The organism is Brotaphodocola sp. (assembly GCF_983179755.1).
In genome coordinates, this window is sequence record NZ_CFAHBC010000003.1 from 26,532 (window position 1) to 43,779 (window position 17,248).

Annotated in this window: 12 protein-coding genes; 5 read left to right on the plus strand and 7 right to left on the minus strand. The window is 48.5% G+C overall.

Going from position 1 to position 17,248, the window contains the following annotated elements:
* Positions 1 to 10 precede the first annotated feature (10 nt).
* The gene (locus AC4EVX_RS02160; protein ID WP_490159463.1) at positions 11 to 1,348 is read left to right on the plus strand and encodes an RNA-guided endonuclease InsQ/TnpB family protein; all 1,338 of its coding nucleotides are present in this window, start codon (positions 11 to 13) and stop codon (positions 1,346 to 1,348) included.
* Positions 1,349 to 1,852: 504 nt separating this feature from the next.
* Here AC4EVX_RS02160 and gpmI read toward each other — a convergent pair.
* The 6 genes from gpmI to AC4EVX_RS02190 all read right to left on the minus strand — a co-directional run bounded on the left by gpmI (position 1,853) and on the right by AC4EVX_RS02190 (position 11,521).
* A complete protein-coding gene (gpmI, locus tag AC4EVX_RS02165) occupies positions 1,853 to 3,394 on the minus strand; it encodes a 2,3-bisphosphoglycerate-independent phosphoglycerate mutase (protein WP_177977894.1) in 1,542 nt (513 codons plus the stop codon).
* A gap of 204 nt (positions 3,395 to 3,598) precedes the next feature.
* Positions 3,599 to 4,888: a TolC family protein gene (locus tag AC4EVX_RS02170; RefSeq protein WP_490159464.1), complete on the minus strand. Its 1,290-nt coding sequence runs from the start codon at positions 4,886 to 4,888 to the stop codon at positions 3,599 to 3,601.
* Between the two features lie 15 nt (positions 4,889 to 4,903).
* Complete coding sequence (locus AC4EVX_RS02175) at positions 4,904 to 6,070, minus strand: TolC family protein (RefSeq protein ID WP_490159465.1); 1,167 nt, start codon at positions 6,068 to 6,070, stop codon at positions 4,904 to 4,906.
* 89 nt (positions 6,071 to 6,159) lie between these two features.
* Positions 6,160 to 9,306, minus strand: coding sequence for an efflux RND transporter permease subunit (locus AC4EVX_RS02180; RefSeq protein ID WP_490159466.1), 3,147 nt, complete (start codon positions 9,304 to 9,306; stop codon positions 6,160 to 6,162).
* 15 nt (positions 9,307 to 9,321) lie between these two features.
* Positions 9,322 to 10,515: an efflux RND transporter periplasmic adaptor subunit gene (locus AC4EVX_RS02185; RefSeq protein WP_490159467.1), complete on the minus strand. Its 1,194-nt coding sequence runs from the start codon at positions 10,513 to 10,515 to the stop codon at positions 9,322 to 9,324.
* Between the two features lie 304 nt (positions 10,516 to 10,819).
* A complete protein-coding gene (locus tag AC4EVX_RS02190; RefSeq protein ID WP_490159468.1) occupies positions 10,820 to 11,521 on the minus strand; it encodes a TMEM165/GDT1 family protein in 702 nt (233 codons plus the stop codon).
* A gap of 469 nt (positions 11,522 to 11,990) precedes the next feature.
* Here AC4EVX_RS02190 and AC4EVX_RS02195 point away from each other — a divergent pair, with 469 nt between their 5' ends.
* The 3 genes from AC4EVX_RS02195 to AC4EVX_RS02205 all read left to right on the plus strand — a co-directional run bounded on the left by AC4EVX_RS02195 (position 11,991) and on the right by AC4EVX_RS02205 (position 14,752).
* Positions 11,991 to 12,665: a response regulator gene (locus AC4EVX_RS02195; protein ID WP_177976677.1), complete on the plus strand. Its 675-nt coding sequence runs from the start codon at positions 11,991 to 11,993 to the stop codon at positions 12,663 to 12,665.
* Positions 12,662 to 13,738, plus strand: a complete 1,077-nt coding sequence (locus tag AC4EVX_RS02200; RefSeq protein WP_177976678.1) for an ATP-binding protein — start codon at positions 12,662 to 12,664, stop codon at positions 13,736 to 13,738. The genes AC4EVX_RS02195 and AC4EVX_RS02200 overlap by 4 nt, the downstream gene beginning before the upstream one ends.
* 186 nt (positions 13,739 to 13,924) lie before the next feature.
* Positions 13,925 to 14,752: a M55 family metallopeptidase gene (locus AC4EVX_RS02205; RefSeq protein WP_490159469.1), complete on the plus strand. Its 828-nt coding sequence runs from the start codon at positions 13,925 to 13,927 to the stop codon at positions 14,750 to 14,752.
* A 35-nt stretch (positions 14,753 to 14,787) separates the two neighbouring features.
* Here AC4EVX_RS02205 and AC4EVX_RS02210 read toward each other — a convergent pair whose 3' ends face one another.
* Positions 14,788 to 15,726, minus strand: a complete 939-nt coding sequence (locus AC4EVX_RS02210; protein WP_490159470.1) for a helix-turn-helix transcriptional regulator — start codon at positions 15,724 to 15,726, stop codon at positions 14,788 to 14,790.
* A gap of 82 nt (positions 15,727 to 15,808) precedes the next feature.
* Here AC4EVX_RS02210 and AC4EVX_RS02215 point away from each other — a divergent pair, with 82 nt between their 5' ends.
* Complete coding sequence (locus AC4EVX_RS02215) at positions 15,809 to 17,242, plus strand: MATE family efflux transporter (protein ID WP_177978132.1); 1,434 nt, start codon at positions 15,809 to 15,811, stop codon at positions 17,240 to 17,242.
* Positions 17,243 to 17,248 lie beyond the last annotated feature (6 nt).

Below are 17,248 nucleotides of genomic sequence, written 5' to 3' on the forward strand. Positions count from 1 at the left end.
GGCAACCGATATGGGATATATGAGAACAATAACTGTTTGTATCACTCAAAATCATCCCTTATTTAACTATGCGGAAACGGTAACACGTCTTGCAAATCATTTAAGCAATGCAATTCGTTTTCGTCAGCGTCAGGTATTAACGGCGGTCTCCAAACCTGCTACAAATTGGTCAGCTAACGAACAGGAAGTCATGAAGGAAATTCTTGATACCATCTCACAAATGAAACGTCCTGTCCCTGTTCCGACAAAGGAAAACCATTTTCTTGGCTATTCCTTTTTGGATTCTGTCATGAAATATACAAAAAATCCAGATTATTATGCAAAGGGACTTCCGCGTCAGACCGCACAATATGTTTTAAAACAGGCAGTTCGAGATATGAAGACCTTTTATGCCTCCTGTCATGCCTACGCAAAAGATCCCTCCGCCTTTACCGGGAAGCCAAAACTTCCTGGTTATAAGAAAAAAGGCGGACATACCACAGCAACTGTTTCTAATCAAGACTGTATCATTAAATTACGAAACGGCAAATGGTATGCAGAATTCCCATTCATAAAAGAGATGCCTGTATGTATCGGATTTCCGATTCCGGATGCAAGACTTAAGCAAGCATGCATTATACCGGAAAATGGACGTTATCGTTTGACTTTCCAATTTGAAGTCGAAAAAGATCTTCCTGAACATTCAAAAGAATCTCATCGAATCTGTGCAATTGACTTTGGTGTCGATAATCTCATGGCAGTTACGAATAATTGTGGCATAGCATCTCTTTTATATAAAGGTGGACCAGCTAAAGCATCAAATCAATGGTACAACAAAACCATTGCGAAACTTGTAAGTGAACAGACCCTTCAAACAGGAAAAAAATTTATACCAGATGAAACCTATTATGCAATTACAAACCGACGAAACGATCAGGTCTCTGATTATCTGCATAAATGTGCAAAACACTTTGTGACATGGTGCGTAGAAAACCGTATCGACACCGTTGTTATGGGTGTGAATAAATACTGGAAGCAGAATTCTGGGATCGGTCATCAAAATAATCAGGAGTTTGTACAGTTACCAATTACCAAACTTCGCGAAATCCTTCAGTATCTTTGCGAATGGAACGGGATTCGTTGCATCAAACAGGAAGAAAGCTATACCTCAAAGGCAAGTTTTCCTGAGCAAGCCTTTGATGGGGAAAGTCTGCCTTGTTTTGAGAATGTTTTTATTCTTCTTCATCCTGATTATGAGAATCAAAAAAAGAACCGTCAAAAACAATTACAAGCAAAAAATTCATTTAGCAAATCAAAAGAAAAACGACAGCGACGAAAAGAATGCGTTCTTTGTCAAACTGTCGCTTAAAAGTAATCCCACTGGGATAGGGCTTTGTGAATAGCCATAAGCCACTTATCGTAGTCTTTCGGAAACCACGCCTGATGGCGTAGGAAACGGAGACTTCAGACGTGGTAATTCATATTTTATCGTATTTCACCCAAAAAGGAAAGTCATTTTAACACAACATATTTCGTGATCAGCGCAATAATTTTCTCCGACTCAAGTGTTTTTGCTACATACTCATTCATCCCGGCATCATGATTTCTTTCCAGATCATCAATCGTATGGATCGGGCTGTCCGGCGGTAATCCTCCTCTCGCGCCGAGTGCGCATCCTTGCGGAGCATTTATTATTTCATAGGACGCAATTTCCTATGAAATAATAAAAGATCCCACAGAATCTGAGATTTCTGATTTTTGGCGAATTCTCAAACTCTTGGGATCTTTTTTACTTTTCTTTACTTTTTTACCGAGCTTCTCTCATCCGACTTTTCTGCCAGATGATCATTGAATCGTTGCTATCTCGCTCTGCTTATTTTACGAGCAGGCTCTTTCCGGTCATCTCCTTCGGCTGTTCCTTGCCCATCAGCTCGATCAGAGTCGGAGCGATGTCTGCAAGGCATCCGCCCTCACGCAGTTTGTAGGACGGATCTGCATTTACAAGGATAAACGGAACCGGGTTCGTGGTATGAGCGGTCCATGGCTCGCCGGTCTTGTAATCGATCAGCTGTTCTGCATTTCCGTGGTCTGCACAGATGAACATCACGCCGTTTACTTCCTTGATTGCGTCAACTGCACGGCCTACACACTCATCAACGGTCTCGATTGCCTTGATTGCAGCGGACTCTACGCCGGTATGACCAACCATATCCGGGTTTGCAAAGTTGATGACGATTGCGTCATACTCGCCGGACTTGATGCACTCCACGAGTTTATCGCAAACCGCCGGAGCACTCATCTGCGGTTTCAGATCGTAGGTCGGAACCTCCTTCGGAGACGGGATCAGATAGCGATCCTCACCCTCGTTCGGCTCCTCGACACCGCCGTTGAAGAAGAAGGTAACGTGAGCGTACTTCTCGGTCTCAGCGATACGAGCCTGCTTTAAGCCGTTCTTTGCAAGGAACTCGCCGTAGGTGTTCGTGATCGACTCTTTTACAAATGCTACGAGCTTGTTCTCGATCGTCTCATCGTAATCGGTGAAGCATACGAACGTGGTCTTTACGCGGTCTCCGCGGTCAAATCCGTCAAATGCGTCATCACAGAAGACTCGGGTCATCTCTCTTGCACGATCCGGACGGAAGTTGAAGAAGATCACGGAATCTCCGTCCTTGATCGCTGCGACTGGAGCGCCGTTCTTCGTAACTACGGTCGGAATCACGAACTCATCGGTCTTTCCGTCATCGTAGGACGCCTGGATTGCACCGGTTGCGCTCTCTGCGTAATTGCCCTCGCCCTTCGTCATTGCGTTGTATGCCTTCTCAACGCGATCCCAGTTCTTATCACGATCCATTGCATAGTAACGACCGGATACAGAAGCAACCTCGCCGACACCGATCTCTGCCATTTTCTGCTCAAGCTCTGCAACGAACTCCTTACCGGAAGACGGAGGGGTGTCACGTCCATCGAGGAAGCAGTGTACATAAACTTTCTTTAAGCCATTTCTCTTTGCAAGCTCAAGCAGTCCGTAAATGTGGGTGATGTGGCTGTGCACACCGCCGGTCGATACCAGACCGAACATATGAAGAGCGGAATCATTCTTCTTGCAGTTCTCAACTGCCTCCAGGAATGCCTTGTTCTCAAAGAAATCTCCGTCCTGAATGGACTTGGTGATGCGGGTCAGCTCCTGATATACGATGCGTCCTGCGCCCATATTCATATGACCAACCTCAGAGTTACCCATCTGGCCATCCGGAAGTCCTACTGCCAGTCCACTCGCCTCACCCTTTACAAACGGGCACTGGCTCATCAGCTGATCCATCACCGGAGTCTTTGCCTCACATACGGCATTTGCCTCACAGTTTGGATTCAGGCCATATCCGTCCAGAATCATCAATACAACTGGTCTCTTATCCATGATATACTCTCCTTCTTTTAACGACCGCCTGTCCGGTCCACTGCCAAACACAATTCGCCAAACCCATCTTATTGATCAAAATCGATCGAATATCGTTTAAACTTTGACGATTCAGAATCATTGTACTTCATCATGAACAATTTTTCAAGTATAAGATACATGGCAAATTCCTACTCATGTACAGCAAGAATTCTTCGACATGTTTTACTGCATAATTCCCTTTACCGCCCAATCGTAGGTGTTCAATGCCTGAAACAGACTCAAGTTTGCACTCTCAAGCGCATTCTTTTTCTGCGTGTAAGTGATCTGTGCCTGAAGGTACTCTGCCTTGCTCAGCATGCCAAGGCTGTACTTGCTCTGTGCATTCTTCCATGTGATCTCCGCGCTCTGTGCTCCGGTCTGCGCGCTCACAAGCGCCTGTCGGCTCTGCAAAACCTGATTGTAGAGATCCTGCATTCCGGTCTTCACCTGCTCGATCTGCGCCTGCTCCTTGCTCGACTTCGCATTCATACCCGCGGTATCAGAATTTGAGGAATTACTGCGGATGCTGATCAGTTCGGTGTTATTTCCGATTGCGGTCTGCGTGTCCGCGCTTAAATCAAGGCTATCTACGCGCGAAGCATCGGCGGACGGGATCTTTGCAATCTCTATGCTTCCATCTGTCGCAAGACCGAGCATCAGACAGAGATTTTCATAGATCTCATCCTCGCTGTTCTTTGCCGACTCTGCCGACTGCTGTGCCGAGAGAAGGTTCGCATAAGCGGTGTCGACATCTGTCTGGGACGCAAGTCCTGCGCCAAGCATCGTGCAGGTGTTCTCATACTGCGTCTGGTAGAGTGCCTGCATCTGACTCGCAAGCTTCTCCTGCTGTTTTACCGACTGATACGAAATCATCAGGCTCTGCGCTCCATTCGTCAGTGTGCGCTCAAGCGAGAGCTGAGAAGATGACGAGTTCTTCCGGTTCATCCGCTGAAGCATCTTGTTGTACTGGGAGATCGATGCGCGGTAAATCGCAAGATTTGCCGAGTACTCCGCATAGTCATCCATATCGCCGGAATCCTTCGCGTCATCCTTCTTTCGCTTATCCTCCGCAATCAGCTCTGTCAGCTCTTCCTTCATCTGCGTGTACTGCTGACGTGTCGAGTCAGTCGCATCGGAAGCCTGCTTTGCCGAGGTATTTCCGCGGTGGATCAGACTTCCAAGCTCGTCATACTCCACCGTGTTGTCATTTAACCTCTCCTCGGAAATCACATTTCCATCTGCCATCTCAGTCCGGGCGGTATCCTCCTCCCAGGTCACTTCGGGGCTTACGACCGGACTTGTCGCCTGCTCCCCCGAATTTGCAGAACCCGCTGATGCACCAGAGGAGGATTCTTCCGCGACATCGCTGTCCGCAAACGCCTGGATCCGGCCGACTCCACTGATCGTTGTTCCCACAGTCATTGCACTGAGGGCAAATGCCAGAGCAAGCAGGCGGGATCTTGATTTTCTCATCACCAATCACCATCCTTACCGTGCACTCGCGAGACCGTTCACATTCCAGCGGTAGGTCTCAAGTGCGTCCTGATACGAGATCGATGTTTCTTTCAACGCGAGACGGCTGTTTGTGAGTGCGATCTGCTGGGTCTGATTCTCATAAGCGGTAATCATGCCCACCGACAATTTCTGCTCCGACAGCGATGCCTGTCTCTCCTGAGTCGTCAGGCTTGCCTGCGCCTGCTCGTAGGCGAGCTTCGCATTCTTCAAATTCTGGTAAGCACTTGCGACCGAAGCGCGGATCTTTCGCTCGTTTCCCGCAATCGTCGTGTTCAAATTGCGCTTTGTGTCGTCTGAAACTGCATTTTCCGACTTTCTCTGGTTCACGAGAAGCGTATAGTTCTTCTCGAGTGCAGTCTGCTGGTCGGCAGAAAGGTCAATCTGATCCACCACGCTCAAATCCACCTTCGGCAGTTCCCCGATCGTCGGAGTGGCACTGCTGTCCCAACCGAGCATCACGATCAGCGACTGTCTCGCACTCTCAACCTGCTGTTCCATCTTCTGAATCGTATTTTCCTGATCCTGAACCGCCTCAAGCGCCGTCAGCACATCGGCATCGGTGATCGTCCCGGCACTGCGTTTCGTCTGCGCCAGCTCATAATCCTGTTTCAGACGGGTCAGCGTTGCCTGTGCCTCCTCGAGCTGAAGCTGATTCTTATAATAAGAGAGGAACTTCGACTGCGCTGACAACACAAGGTTATCCTCCGCCTGCGCATAGTTCAGATAGTAAATCCGGCTGTCCTCGAGGTTGTTGTCCGCCTGCTCTCTCAGGGACTTTGCCTGTACCTCGAGCGAGAGGTCGCTGACGCGACCGGAACCGCTGTCGTCCCCGCTCTTGCTCGCCTCGAGATCCTCCGCGAGATCCAGATAGGAATTGGAAACATCTTCTCTCGTCGTTCCGTAGTCCCTGATAAATTTCTGGTACTCATACTGATTGTTCTGAACCGTCGGGTTGTACTCGTGAATCAGATCCGCGATCTCGGAATACTCGAGATTGTCGTCCTGAAGCGCACTCCACTCCTCAGCCGTCCGGGAAAATTCCGGGCTCGACGCGAGCACTCGCGCCGGAGCCGAAATCCCAATCGTCCCGACAGCGAGAATCCATGCCATCATGCGAAGGTTCCAGTTGACTTTTGCCATTGCGCTCTCCTTTCTCATCGTTCTTATTTTTTCTTTTCGCCTAGTTATTTCTTCTTATTTTTTCTTCTTAATTATTTCTTCTTGCTTTTTTATTTGTCCTTATTCTCTTCGTTCTCGGTCTTTTCCTTTGCCTGCTTTTTCGCTTCTTCTCTTGCGGTGCGCTTCATCATCTTCTTGCGCGCCTTCTCAAGTTTTGCCTCCTCGCGCTTTGCTTCCTGCTCCGGGTTCCTGCTCATGATGCTGTAAAATACCGGCAGCATCAGAAGGCTCAAAAGCGTGGATGCCGTCAGACCACCGATGTTTACGATGGCAAGACCACGCGTCATCTCACCGGAATTTCCGAGTGCCATCGCCATCGGGATCATCGAGACAACGGTCGTCAGCGTTGTCATCAGGATCGGGCGAAGACGGGTAGCTCCGGCTTCAATCAGAGCCGTATCGCGGTCCATCGTCGCGCGGTACTGGTTAACCGTGTCGACATAGAGGATACCTGCATTTACTACGGTTCCGACAAGCATCAGGAAACCGACGAGGGACATCATGCTAATTGCACAGTCCGTCAGCCACAGAAGACCGAACGAACCGATCAGGCTGAACGGGATTGTGATCATAACCATCAGCGAGAACTTCGGGGACTCGAACTGGGCTGCCATCACGACGAAGATCAGGAAGATTGCAGTTGCAATCGCTCCAAACAGTGCCGAGAACTCCTCGTTCATCGACTGATTCATCGAGTTGATACCACGGCTCACAGTCTCAGTCAGGTTCGGCGTCAGCACCTCCGCATTCAATGTTGCCTCGGTCGACTCATTTGCCAAAGCCGTGTACTGAGCGGTGATCGTTACCTTATATTCCTTATCCTCACGGCGAATCGTCGCCGGGCTGTCCTCAAAAGCGACATCTGCGACATCCGTCAGAAGCACAGAGCCACCATTTGAGGTTGAGAGCAGGACTCCCTTGATCTGATCGAGGGTATCGTAAGTATTTTCCGGATAAGCGACCTTTACGGTCACGCTCTCTCCGTCGATATCAAGGTCTGTCGCCTCAATTCCGCTGACAAGGTTTCTCAGCGTGCTTCCGACCGACGATGCACTGACTCCGTATGCCTTTGCCTTCACGGCATCCACAGTGACAGCTACAACCGGGGAAGAGTTCTCAATATTTGAGTGAACCTGAGCAACCTCCGGTCGCTCGGAAAGCTCTGTGACGATCTTGTTTGTAACTTCCTTTACCTCGTCATAGTCCGCGCCCTTGAGGATTGCCTCATAGCTGTTGCCAAACGAGGACATCATACTCATCGATCCGCTGACATCGACGCTGATATTGCAGTCCGGGATGTCCTGAAGCTCCTGCTTCCACTCGTTTGCGACTTCCTTCGTGCTCATCTTTCGGTCATCCTTCAGATAAGCGGTAATGCTGACATCGCCACCACTCATCGCACCAGTTCCGCCACCTCGCGTCATGTAGGACTCGACATCCTCATGCTGGGAAATGATCGCCTCAACCTGTTTTGCAATCTCATCGGTGCGCGCCGTTTTCAGTCCCGGTCTCGTCTCAATGCTGATTGAAACCTGCCCCTGGTCATCCGATGCCATAAGCTCCGTCTTCAGCTGTTTTCCAAGGAAAATCGAGAAAATCAGCAGAGCGACACTCACAAGCATAACGGTCTTTCTCTTCGGCAGAATCACACGCATGACACTGCGGTAAGCATCCTGAAGATCTGCAACCGGTCTTGAAAGCGGTGCTTTCGTCTTCTCAGTCGGGCGGTATAACATATAACAGAGCGGAACAACTGCAATCGAGGAGATCAGAGAGGCAACCATACAGAAAACGATCGTCCATCCGAGAGGTCCAAGCAACTGTCCAGTCATTCCATTTAACATTGCCAGAGGGATAAATACAACGCAGGTCGTCGCTGTCGACGCTGCAACAGACGCGCCGACGATGTTCGTTCCCTCAAGTGCGTCCTTCATATATTCAACCAGTCCGCCTTCGCGCTTTGCCGACACGCGGAAACAGCTCTCAAGCACAACGATCGAGTTATCAACCATCATGCCGACACCGAGTGTCAACGCACTCAATGTAACGATGTTGAGCGTCATTCCCATACGTCCCATGACAATCAGAGAAGACAGAACCGAAACCGGAATCGAGCTTCCGACAATCAACGATGCCTTCAGATCTCCGAAGAACAGCCAGATGATGATCATTGAGATCACGATTGCCATGACGAGCGTCTCGGCTACGGAAAGCAGGGACTCCCTGATGCTGTCCGCGCTGTCGTTTACGATCGTGATCTTTAAATCCGAGTCCTGGCGCTGTAAGGATTCGATTGTGCTCTTAACCTGACTTGAGAGTGCCATCGCGGTCGAGCTCTGCTGTTTCGTGATCGCAATCGAGATTGTGTCATTGCCATTGTAACGAGCAATACTGTCTCCTGCATCAGAAGTTGTGTAAATATTTGCGACATCCTGAAGCGTCACAATGTTCTTGCCTGAGGTGCTGAGCGGAATCTCACCGAGAAGTTCCTCCGTGTCGTACTTCATTTTTGTCGTCAGAGAAAGCTCCTGACTTCCGACATCGATCGTTCCCGCCGGGGAGGAGACGTTTGCATTTGCAATATCCTGAGAGATTGAGTTCATCGTCACGCCATACTGCTTCATCTTCTCCTCAATCAGCTCGATCTTGATATACTCGCTCGAACCACCCATCAAAGAGACATCCGCTGCATTCGAGAGCTTCTCAAACTCCAGAACAATATCATCGTTTACATAGTCGTACAGATTATCTTTTTTCGTGTTCTCGATAACCATCATGATATCGGAACCGGAGTTTGAGTTCATCTCCATGATCGTCGGTGTATCCACGTCACTCGGTAGATCACGATTGGCAACCATGTCGACCTTTTTTTTCAGATCGTCATAGGCTTCATCCATGTCAGTTCCATAATCATACTCCAACATGATCATTGAACTTCCCTCGCTTGAATTCGAGGTGATCGATTTCAAACCGGAAAGTGTACTGACCGAATCCTCAATCGGTTTCGTGATCAGCTCACTGACATCCTCCGGGCTTGCACCGCTGTACTGTGTGACGACAATCATCATGGACATGTCCATGTCCGGGGAAAGCTCAAGATCCATGCCCGTGATCGACTGATAGCCAAACACAATCAGGCAGAGGATCGCAAGAATCGCCGTTACCGGACGTTTGAGGACAAATTTTGTAATTCCCATAGTCTCTGTTCCTCCTTACTGTCCGTTCTTCTCGCCTGAGGCATCCTGTTCATTCTGCTCGCTCGGAGCACCATCTGCATTCTGTCCATTTGCATCTGGTGCATCCTGATTTGCCTGATCACCGTCCTGTGCCGTCTGCGTCTCTGCGCTTCCCTTTAAGCGCACCTTCGTACCCTCACTAAGCTCAGAACTCCAGGTCGTCAGAACCAGATCATCCGTCGTCAGCCCGGAGTCGATCTCGATGTAATCCGAGTTGTTAAGTCCTGTCTCAACCTGAATCTTGTGCAGGGTACTGCTTGAGGAATCGTAAGTGTATACATAGGAATTTCCACCCTCATAGTAAACTGAATCAAGCGGAACGGATAATACCTGATCAGACCTCTGAGCAACCACATAGAGCTTTACCGAAGAGCCTGTCGGAAGACTTCCATCCTCAAGGCTCTCGTCAATTCTCGCCTTGACCGGGAAGAGTCCGGTTGTGCTGTCCGTCATCGTGCTGACCTCATAGATGATGCCGGTGTACTCGTTTCCATCCTTCTCCACGTGGATCTGATCTCCCGGATTCAAGTTTCCGCGGATTCTCTCGGTGACGGAAAACGAAACGACCTTTGCCCCCTCACCGGAAATGACGCAGAGCAGATTTCCGGAGTTCACGGTGTCATAGACTTTCACATCACAGAGCTCCACGGTTCCTGAAATCGGAGCTGTCACCTGACTGTAAGAAATCTGGTTGTCGTAGTTCGTCTTCGCGTTGTTGTACTGAATCTGGGCCGACTGCACCTGATCCTGATACTGCTGATATGCCTGCTCGGAGATTCCACCGCCCGCATAGAGTACCTGCTGTCTCGACAGCTCCTCCTGCGCCTGACGGAGCGCAAGCTGTGCCGAATCGAGAGAGCTCTTTGCACTCTCAACCTGCTTCGTATCGATCACGCAGAGAAGCTGACCTGCCTTGACCGTATCACCCGCCTGCACATTGACCGCGGTCACATCTCCGCCTGCCTTCGGGTACACATAGACGACATCCTCCGGCTCAACGCTTCCGACGAGTCCGCTTGTCAGCTCAATGTCACGGATCTCCGGATTTTCTGCTACAACGACAGGGTCCGAAACTCCCTGAGCAAACTGCTTTGGCGTCATAAGTTTCTTTCCCACCACCAGACAGAGTGCCACGACAGCGACTCCACCGATTATCCATCCTTTTTTCATCTCTTCACCTCATCCTAGTTCTCTTGGTTCTCTGGTTCTTTGGTTTCTTTTACTTTTCTTGCTTTCGCCAGTGCAAAGTAGGCTTCTTCCATGACTGTCATCCTATCATCTCTACATGAACCATTACTGAACCAAAGATGAACTTAAGATGAAATCACAAAAACTTCACATTTTCAAAGATTTTGATCTCCTGCTACCAGCACGTTACCTTACGGCACTGTAAAATAACACAAAATATGAAATAAAAAAACAGGCTCAGGAAAGAAATTGGATAAAAATAAAGGATTTTCCGTTCAGAAAATTCCTACTTATGTACAGTAACTTTATTCGCTTCTTTCTTCCTGACAAAAAGGAAAACGCATAAAACGCAAAATACAACCATTGTGACGATCATCAACGACGATACCGGAATTGGATACACATCCATACTGATCAGTGTAAGTCCCTGATGCAGTGTGTATACACCAAATACAGAGAAGATAAAAAATGCGAGCATATTGAGCAATCCCTCCGGTGTCTTACTCTTTAACAGATATCCCACCAGCATTCCAAGAATATCCGCCATAAAAAGTCCCAGCGAACATCCAATCCAGACAACAAGCGCTGATCCCAAACCTTCATTTGCACCAAAGGTAATGGCTGTAAGCTGTGTCTTATCTCCAAGTTCTGCCACAAAAAAAGTACAGAAAACTGCCAGCGGAGCGAACCTGATCTTTGATTTACCGCCCTCTTCTTCCTCCTCATCCTCCTCACTGGCAATCGTTGACACCGCAAAGTACAGAAATGCAAGTGCTGCAACCACCTTAATCAACCAGTCCGGAATGAATGCGCTGACAAGTCCTCCCGCAAGAACTGCCAGTCCATTGAGTATAAGAATTGCGACTGCCGTTCCCAATATAATGTCCCTTAACTTATATTTGGACGTAAGAGCAATCAACATCAGCTGAGTTTTATCCCCCATCTCTGCTATGAATTCCGTAAAAAATACCTTTAAAAATAATAACATTTCCGCAGTTCCCCTTCTCTCCATATTAATAGCAACAATAACCAACCAAAAGAATTGTTATCGCAAGCATCTCCCGCAGAAAAAAAGACCCATGTATATCAACTTCCAGCAATGTATCGGATTCATACATAAACTGTTCATCGATATACATGAGTCTCATTATTTAAGATTTGCCAGATTATACGCTCTGCTATAATCAGAATGTTGACAAATCACACTTTCGCGCTAACTACTCCCTCATGGGCTATTTAATTACTTGATAAATATTATCAAATGCTTCCCGATTTGTCAATAAAAACAAAACGAAATCTTATGCAAACAAAACAGCAACAGATTTTTTCCCTGTTCATCCGAAATTCACAAACACAAGGTATAATGAAAGACAGCATTATAAATACCATTATAATAAATACCCTACAACCGCAAATCCACAAATGCGAAAATCTTAGAGAGGAAAAATGAGATGCAAATGATTAATATCTTAATTGCTGAGGACGATACCTCACTCTGCCGACTTTACAGCATTGTCTTAGAGAAAGCCGGATACCATACCTTCTGTGCAAATGACGGTCAGGAAGCGTGGGATACGCTCGACCGGGAACATATTGATCTCGTAATCACCGATATTATGATGCCTGTCATGGACGGCTATGAGTTCGTGCGCCTTCTGCGCCGGACAAATCCGGTTATTCCGATCCTGATGATCACCGCAAAAAATGATTTCCCGTCAAAAAGTCTCGGCTTCTCGGTCGGAACCGACGACTATATGACAAAGCCTGTCGATCTCGATGAGATGGTTCTGCGCGTGCGCGCCCTGCTCCGCCGCTCCCACATCTTTGCCGAGCGGAGTATCCATATCGGAAACACGACGCTCTCCTACGATTCCCTGACAGTGGAGACCGCCGGCGAGACGATCACCTTGCCCCAGAAGGAGTTCTTTCTCCTCTATAAGTTTCTCTCCTACCCGGACAAGATCTTTACCCGACTTCAGCTGATGGATGAAATCTGGGGACGCGACAGCAACTCCGATGCACAGACCATCGATGTCCATGTCAACCGCCTGCGCCGTCGTTTTCCGGACAATCCCGATTTTGAAATCATCACCGTGCGCGGTCTCGGATACAAGGGGGTTGTGAAACGATGAAACATTTACACCTCTGGCTGACATTCGCGGGTGCGGCGACACTCGCCCAGTTCCTTGGTTTCTGCATTCCGACCATCATTTCCTGGAAACTTGTCAATCTCGGAATTCTAAATCCCGATGAACCTTTTGTCTGGATGCCCCTGATTTCGCTGATGCTGACTGCCTGCATCTTATCTCTGCTGTTGATTCAGCTTGTTCTCGGCCGACTCCTTCGCCCGCTCCAACGGCTCGTTCTCGCTTTAAAGACAGTCGCAAGCGGAGATCTCTCCGTCCGTCTGCCGGAGGACAACTGGTGGTCGGAGATCCGCGAGACAAACTCGAGCTTTAATAAAATGATGAAGGAACTCAACTCCCTCGAGCTTCTCCAGTCCGATTTCATCCAGAACGTCTCCCATGAAATCAAAACTCCGCTTGCCTCCGTCCGCGGATATGCCTCCCTGCTGAACTCGACTGATTTAAATGAGGAACAACAAGAATACGTCAACCGGATTCTCACCGGCTCCGATCAGCTTGCAACGATGACCGGAAATATTCTTCAGCTCTCCAAACTCGAAAATCAGCAGATTTCCCCATCGTATCGAGATTTTCTGCTCGATGAACAGATCCGGCAGATCATTCTGACGATGGAGCCACTCTGGAGCAAAAAGAATCTGAATCTTGAGATTGATCTGCCAGAATGTCCATTTTGCGGAAGCGAGGAACTTCTTGCGCAGGTCTGGACAAACATCCTCTCAAATGCGATCAAGTTCACACCGGAAAATGGCACGATCAGCGTTTCCCTTCTCACGGATCAACCGTCAAGCTCAAATCTGGAACCCGCTCCAAAAGAGACTCCTGTCTCCGTCATCATCAGGGATAGCGGTTGTGGAATGAGCCCAGAAGTACAGAAACACATCTTTGACAAGTTTTATCAGGGAGATCGCAGTCATTCCGGAAACGGAAATGGTCTCGGTCTCGCCCTCGTTCAGCGCATCCTGCTCTTAGTCGGCGGAAGTGTCGAGGTTTCAAGCGAAGTCGGAAAAGGATCGTGTTTTACGGTAACGCTTCATCAAAGCAATAACACCTATGTATAAACAATCCTTACGCCATATTTCGCAAATAAAAATCCGGTCATTGTATAAACCAGAATTCGTACTGCAATATTGAGGATTCCCGCTTATCCCTTCCAATAAAGTTCTTGTACCACTGCTTCCACGGTGGTACAATTTTTTTATCCGCGAAAATACATCCATACGGAAATCTAAAAAAGGAAAATAAGTTTGATTGACAGACTTGTTGCAGGGATTTTATTTATGAAAGTTTACATCAGTGTTGATTTTGAGGGAATTGCAGGTTCTACCTCCTGGTCTTCGACCGTTCTCGGAGACCTTGAGCATGCTCCGCTCGCAAGAGAAATGACATTAGAGGCTGTCGCTGCCTGTGAGGGTGCTCTCGAAGCCGGTGCAACAGAGATTTATGTGAAGGACGCTCACGACAGCGGTCGAAATATGGACCCGACGCTGTTTCCGAAGGAAGTCCGCCTGATCCGCGACTGGACCTGTGACCCGCTCTCGATGATCGGTGGCATTGACTCCTCGTTTGATGCAGTGATGTACGTCGGCTATCACTCTCCTGCCGGAATGGATGGAAGCCCGTTAAGCCACACAATGAACCGTGGAAACAACTACGTCAAATACAACGGTCGCCTCGCCTCCGAATTTCTGATTCATGCATATGCCTCTGCATCCATCGGAGTTCCATCTGTCTTTTTGAGCGGAGACAAGATGCTCTGCGATCACGTTCACGAGTATGATCCACAGATCACGACGGTTGCCGTCAAAGAGGGAATCGGCTGTGCAACGATCAACTTAAGTCCAGCTCTCGCACAGGAAAAGATTCGTGAAGGTGCAAAAAAAGCCCTTGAAAATCGCGCCAACTGCCACATCGAAGTACCGGAAACGATCACCATGGAGATCTGCTACAAAGAACACCACCGTGCTCACCGCGCTGCCTGCTATCCGGGTGTTGTCCAGCTTGATCCATACACTGTTTCCTTTACGACAAGCTCGATGGATGATCTGTTGAAAGCGCGGATGTTTATCTTATAAAAACACTTCGCCATTATTTTTCTTTATTAATTTTCTTATTTACTGTTTTTCTGTTGCGTCCTGTGCTGTCTGCGGTATTCCCGCGGGGAGATGCCGATTGTCTTGTGAAAGAGATCACCGAAATAGTTTCCGTCGGAAAATCCGCACAGGCGCGCGACTTCGGAGATCGAATCCCCTGTCTCTCTCAAAAGCCATCCCGCTTCCTTCAACCTCACATGATTCAAATATTCCTTATATCCAAATCCAGTCAATTTCTTAAACTGCCTCGAAAAATAAGACGGACTTAAAAACACCTGACCGGCGACATCCTCAAGTGTAAGTGATTCCCGAAAATGCTCGCAGATATACCGCGCTCCGATCTGAACTGCCTTCTCCGGCACTTCCTCAATCCGAATCTGTCTGTTTTCCTGCACCTCCCGCGCAAGAAAGACCAGAATCTCCAAAATTTTCTGTCTCCTCAACAGATCCGAAAACGCATCCCCGTCTTTCCGCTCCAAAATCAACGCCTGAAACATCTCCTCAATCAAGTCTTTCAGCCTTCCCTCGACATGCAGATATGGGTTCTGTGCAAATTTCTCTCTCCATCCGCTCCCACACGCATTCTCAAACTGTTCCATATAATCCCGGCCAAAACAGAGCGCAATCCTCTCGCTCTCCTGTGTCATCTCATAAGTTGTGTGGTGAAGTGCCCCGGGCTCAATCAGCACAATTCCGCCCGCCGTCAGATGATAGATCGTATGGTTTAAAAAGACCCGACATCCCCCCGAGACAAGGTAATAGAGTTCATAGAACTCATGTGCATGATCCTGATGCATGAAAAAATGTGCCTGACGCACTTTTCGGTCACACACAATCCTGCACGGGTCTATGCTCACCGAAAGTTCCTGTTCCATACAACCACAATTCGAGGATGTGACCGCGAGTTTTCCCGCCGTCTTTTTTACAACTGCACAATTTTTCTGTAATTCTTCCATTTTTCTCCCCGTTTTTCTGTAAAATCCTATGTTTTTTTGTTGTAAAATAAAAGGCAGTATGAAACACAGAAAGGAAATTTTCATGGCAAATCAAGCATCCCTCTCAAAAAAAGATACCGAATTTCGTGAGTTCGCCCTGCACGCCGATATGTGGCGCGTTGTCCTCTATGTCTGCGCCCCGCTTGCCCTCTATCAAAGTCTGACCCAGATCTTTAAAATCTTCGATTCGATGATGGCAGCCCATATCAGCGCAAACTCGGTCTCTGCCGTCGCCTACCTCTCCCAGATCAATCTGATGCTCTCCGCTCTCGGCGGTGGACTTGCAGTCGGCGCAAGCATCAAGGTCAGTGAAGCATACGGAGCTGGTGATTACATGCTCGTCAAGAAACGTGTGAGCACTCTGTTTGCACTCTGCGGGATTCTCGGAGGAGGGATTCTGCTCGTTCTCGTTCCGTTTTCCTCTCAGTTTCTTCGCCTCGCAAAAACTCCGGAATCTTTCATTCAGGAAGGCTCCCGCTATTTTATCCTCGAACTGTTTGGCATGGTTATCAGCTTTTTCAATAACGTCTACATTGCGATCGAGCGTGCGCGTGGAAATTCCAAGCGTATCCTTCATCTAAATCTCATCGTGATCGCAATCAAGCTGTCACTGACTGCCCTCTTCGTCTATGTCCTTCACAGCGGAATCAATATGATCGCCGTTGCGACGATCGTTTCCCAGTCCGCCCTGCTTCTCTCGGCAGTCTACAATCTCAATCAGAAGGGAAATGCGTTCGGATTCTCGCTCTCCTCAATCACGATGAAGCGAAATGTCGTCGCCCCGATGATCGGTCTGTCGATCCCGGTCATCATTGAGAAAACCGCATTTGCATTTGGAAAAGTGGTAATCAATTCGATGAGCACGGTCTACGATGCGCTTGTCGTCGGTGCACTCGGAATCTCCAACAACATCGGTGGCTTCACAACCTCCCCGCAAAACGGATTTCAGGAGGGTGGCTCCGCGATCATCAGTCAGAATCTCGGTGCCGGAAACGCGAAGCGCGCACTTGAAGCCTTCAAGTGGGTTTTTGTCTTCTGCTGTCTGATCGGCATCGTCCTCATGAGCATCACCATGATCTTTTTAAAACAGGTCTGCTGGATGTTCGCCGGAGAGGACGAGGCATTCGGAACACTGATCGGCGCAGTCTACCGCTATGAAGCCCTCGGCGCAGTCCCGCTCGGCATGTGCTCCGCCGTGATGTCCCTGCTTTACGGCTTTGGAAAGACACGAATCACTCTCTTCATCAATTTCAGTCGTGTCTTCCTCTTCCGAATTCCGGTTCTGTGGTTCTTACAGAACTTCACCGACCTTGGAAGCATCAGTGTTGGAATCGTCATGGCCGTCAGCAATGTCTCGATCGGAGTCCTCGCCATGATTATAGGAGTCTTTGAGATCCGAAAGATCTGCAAGGAATACAACGTCTCGTTCTGGACACATACAAATGCATCCTCACCCCGAGATCTTCCAATTCACTGACCTTTT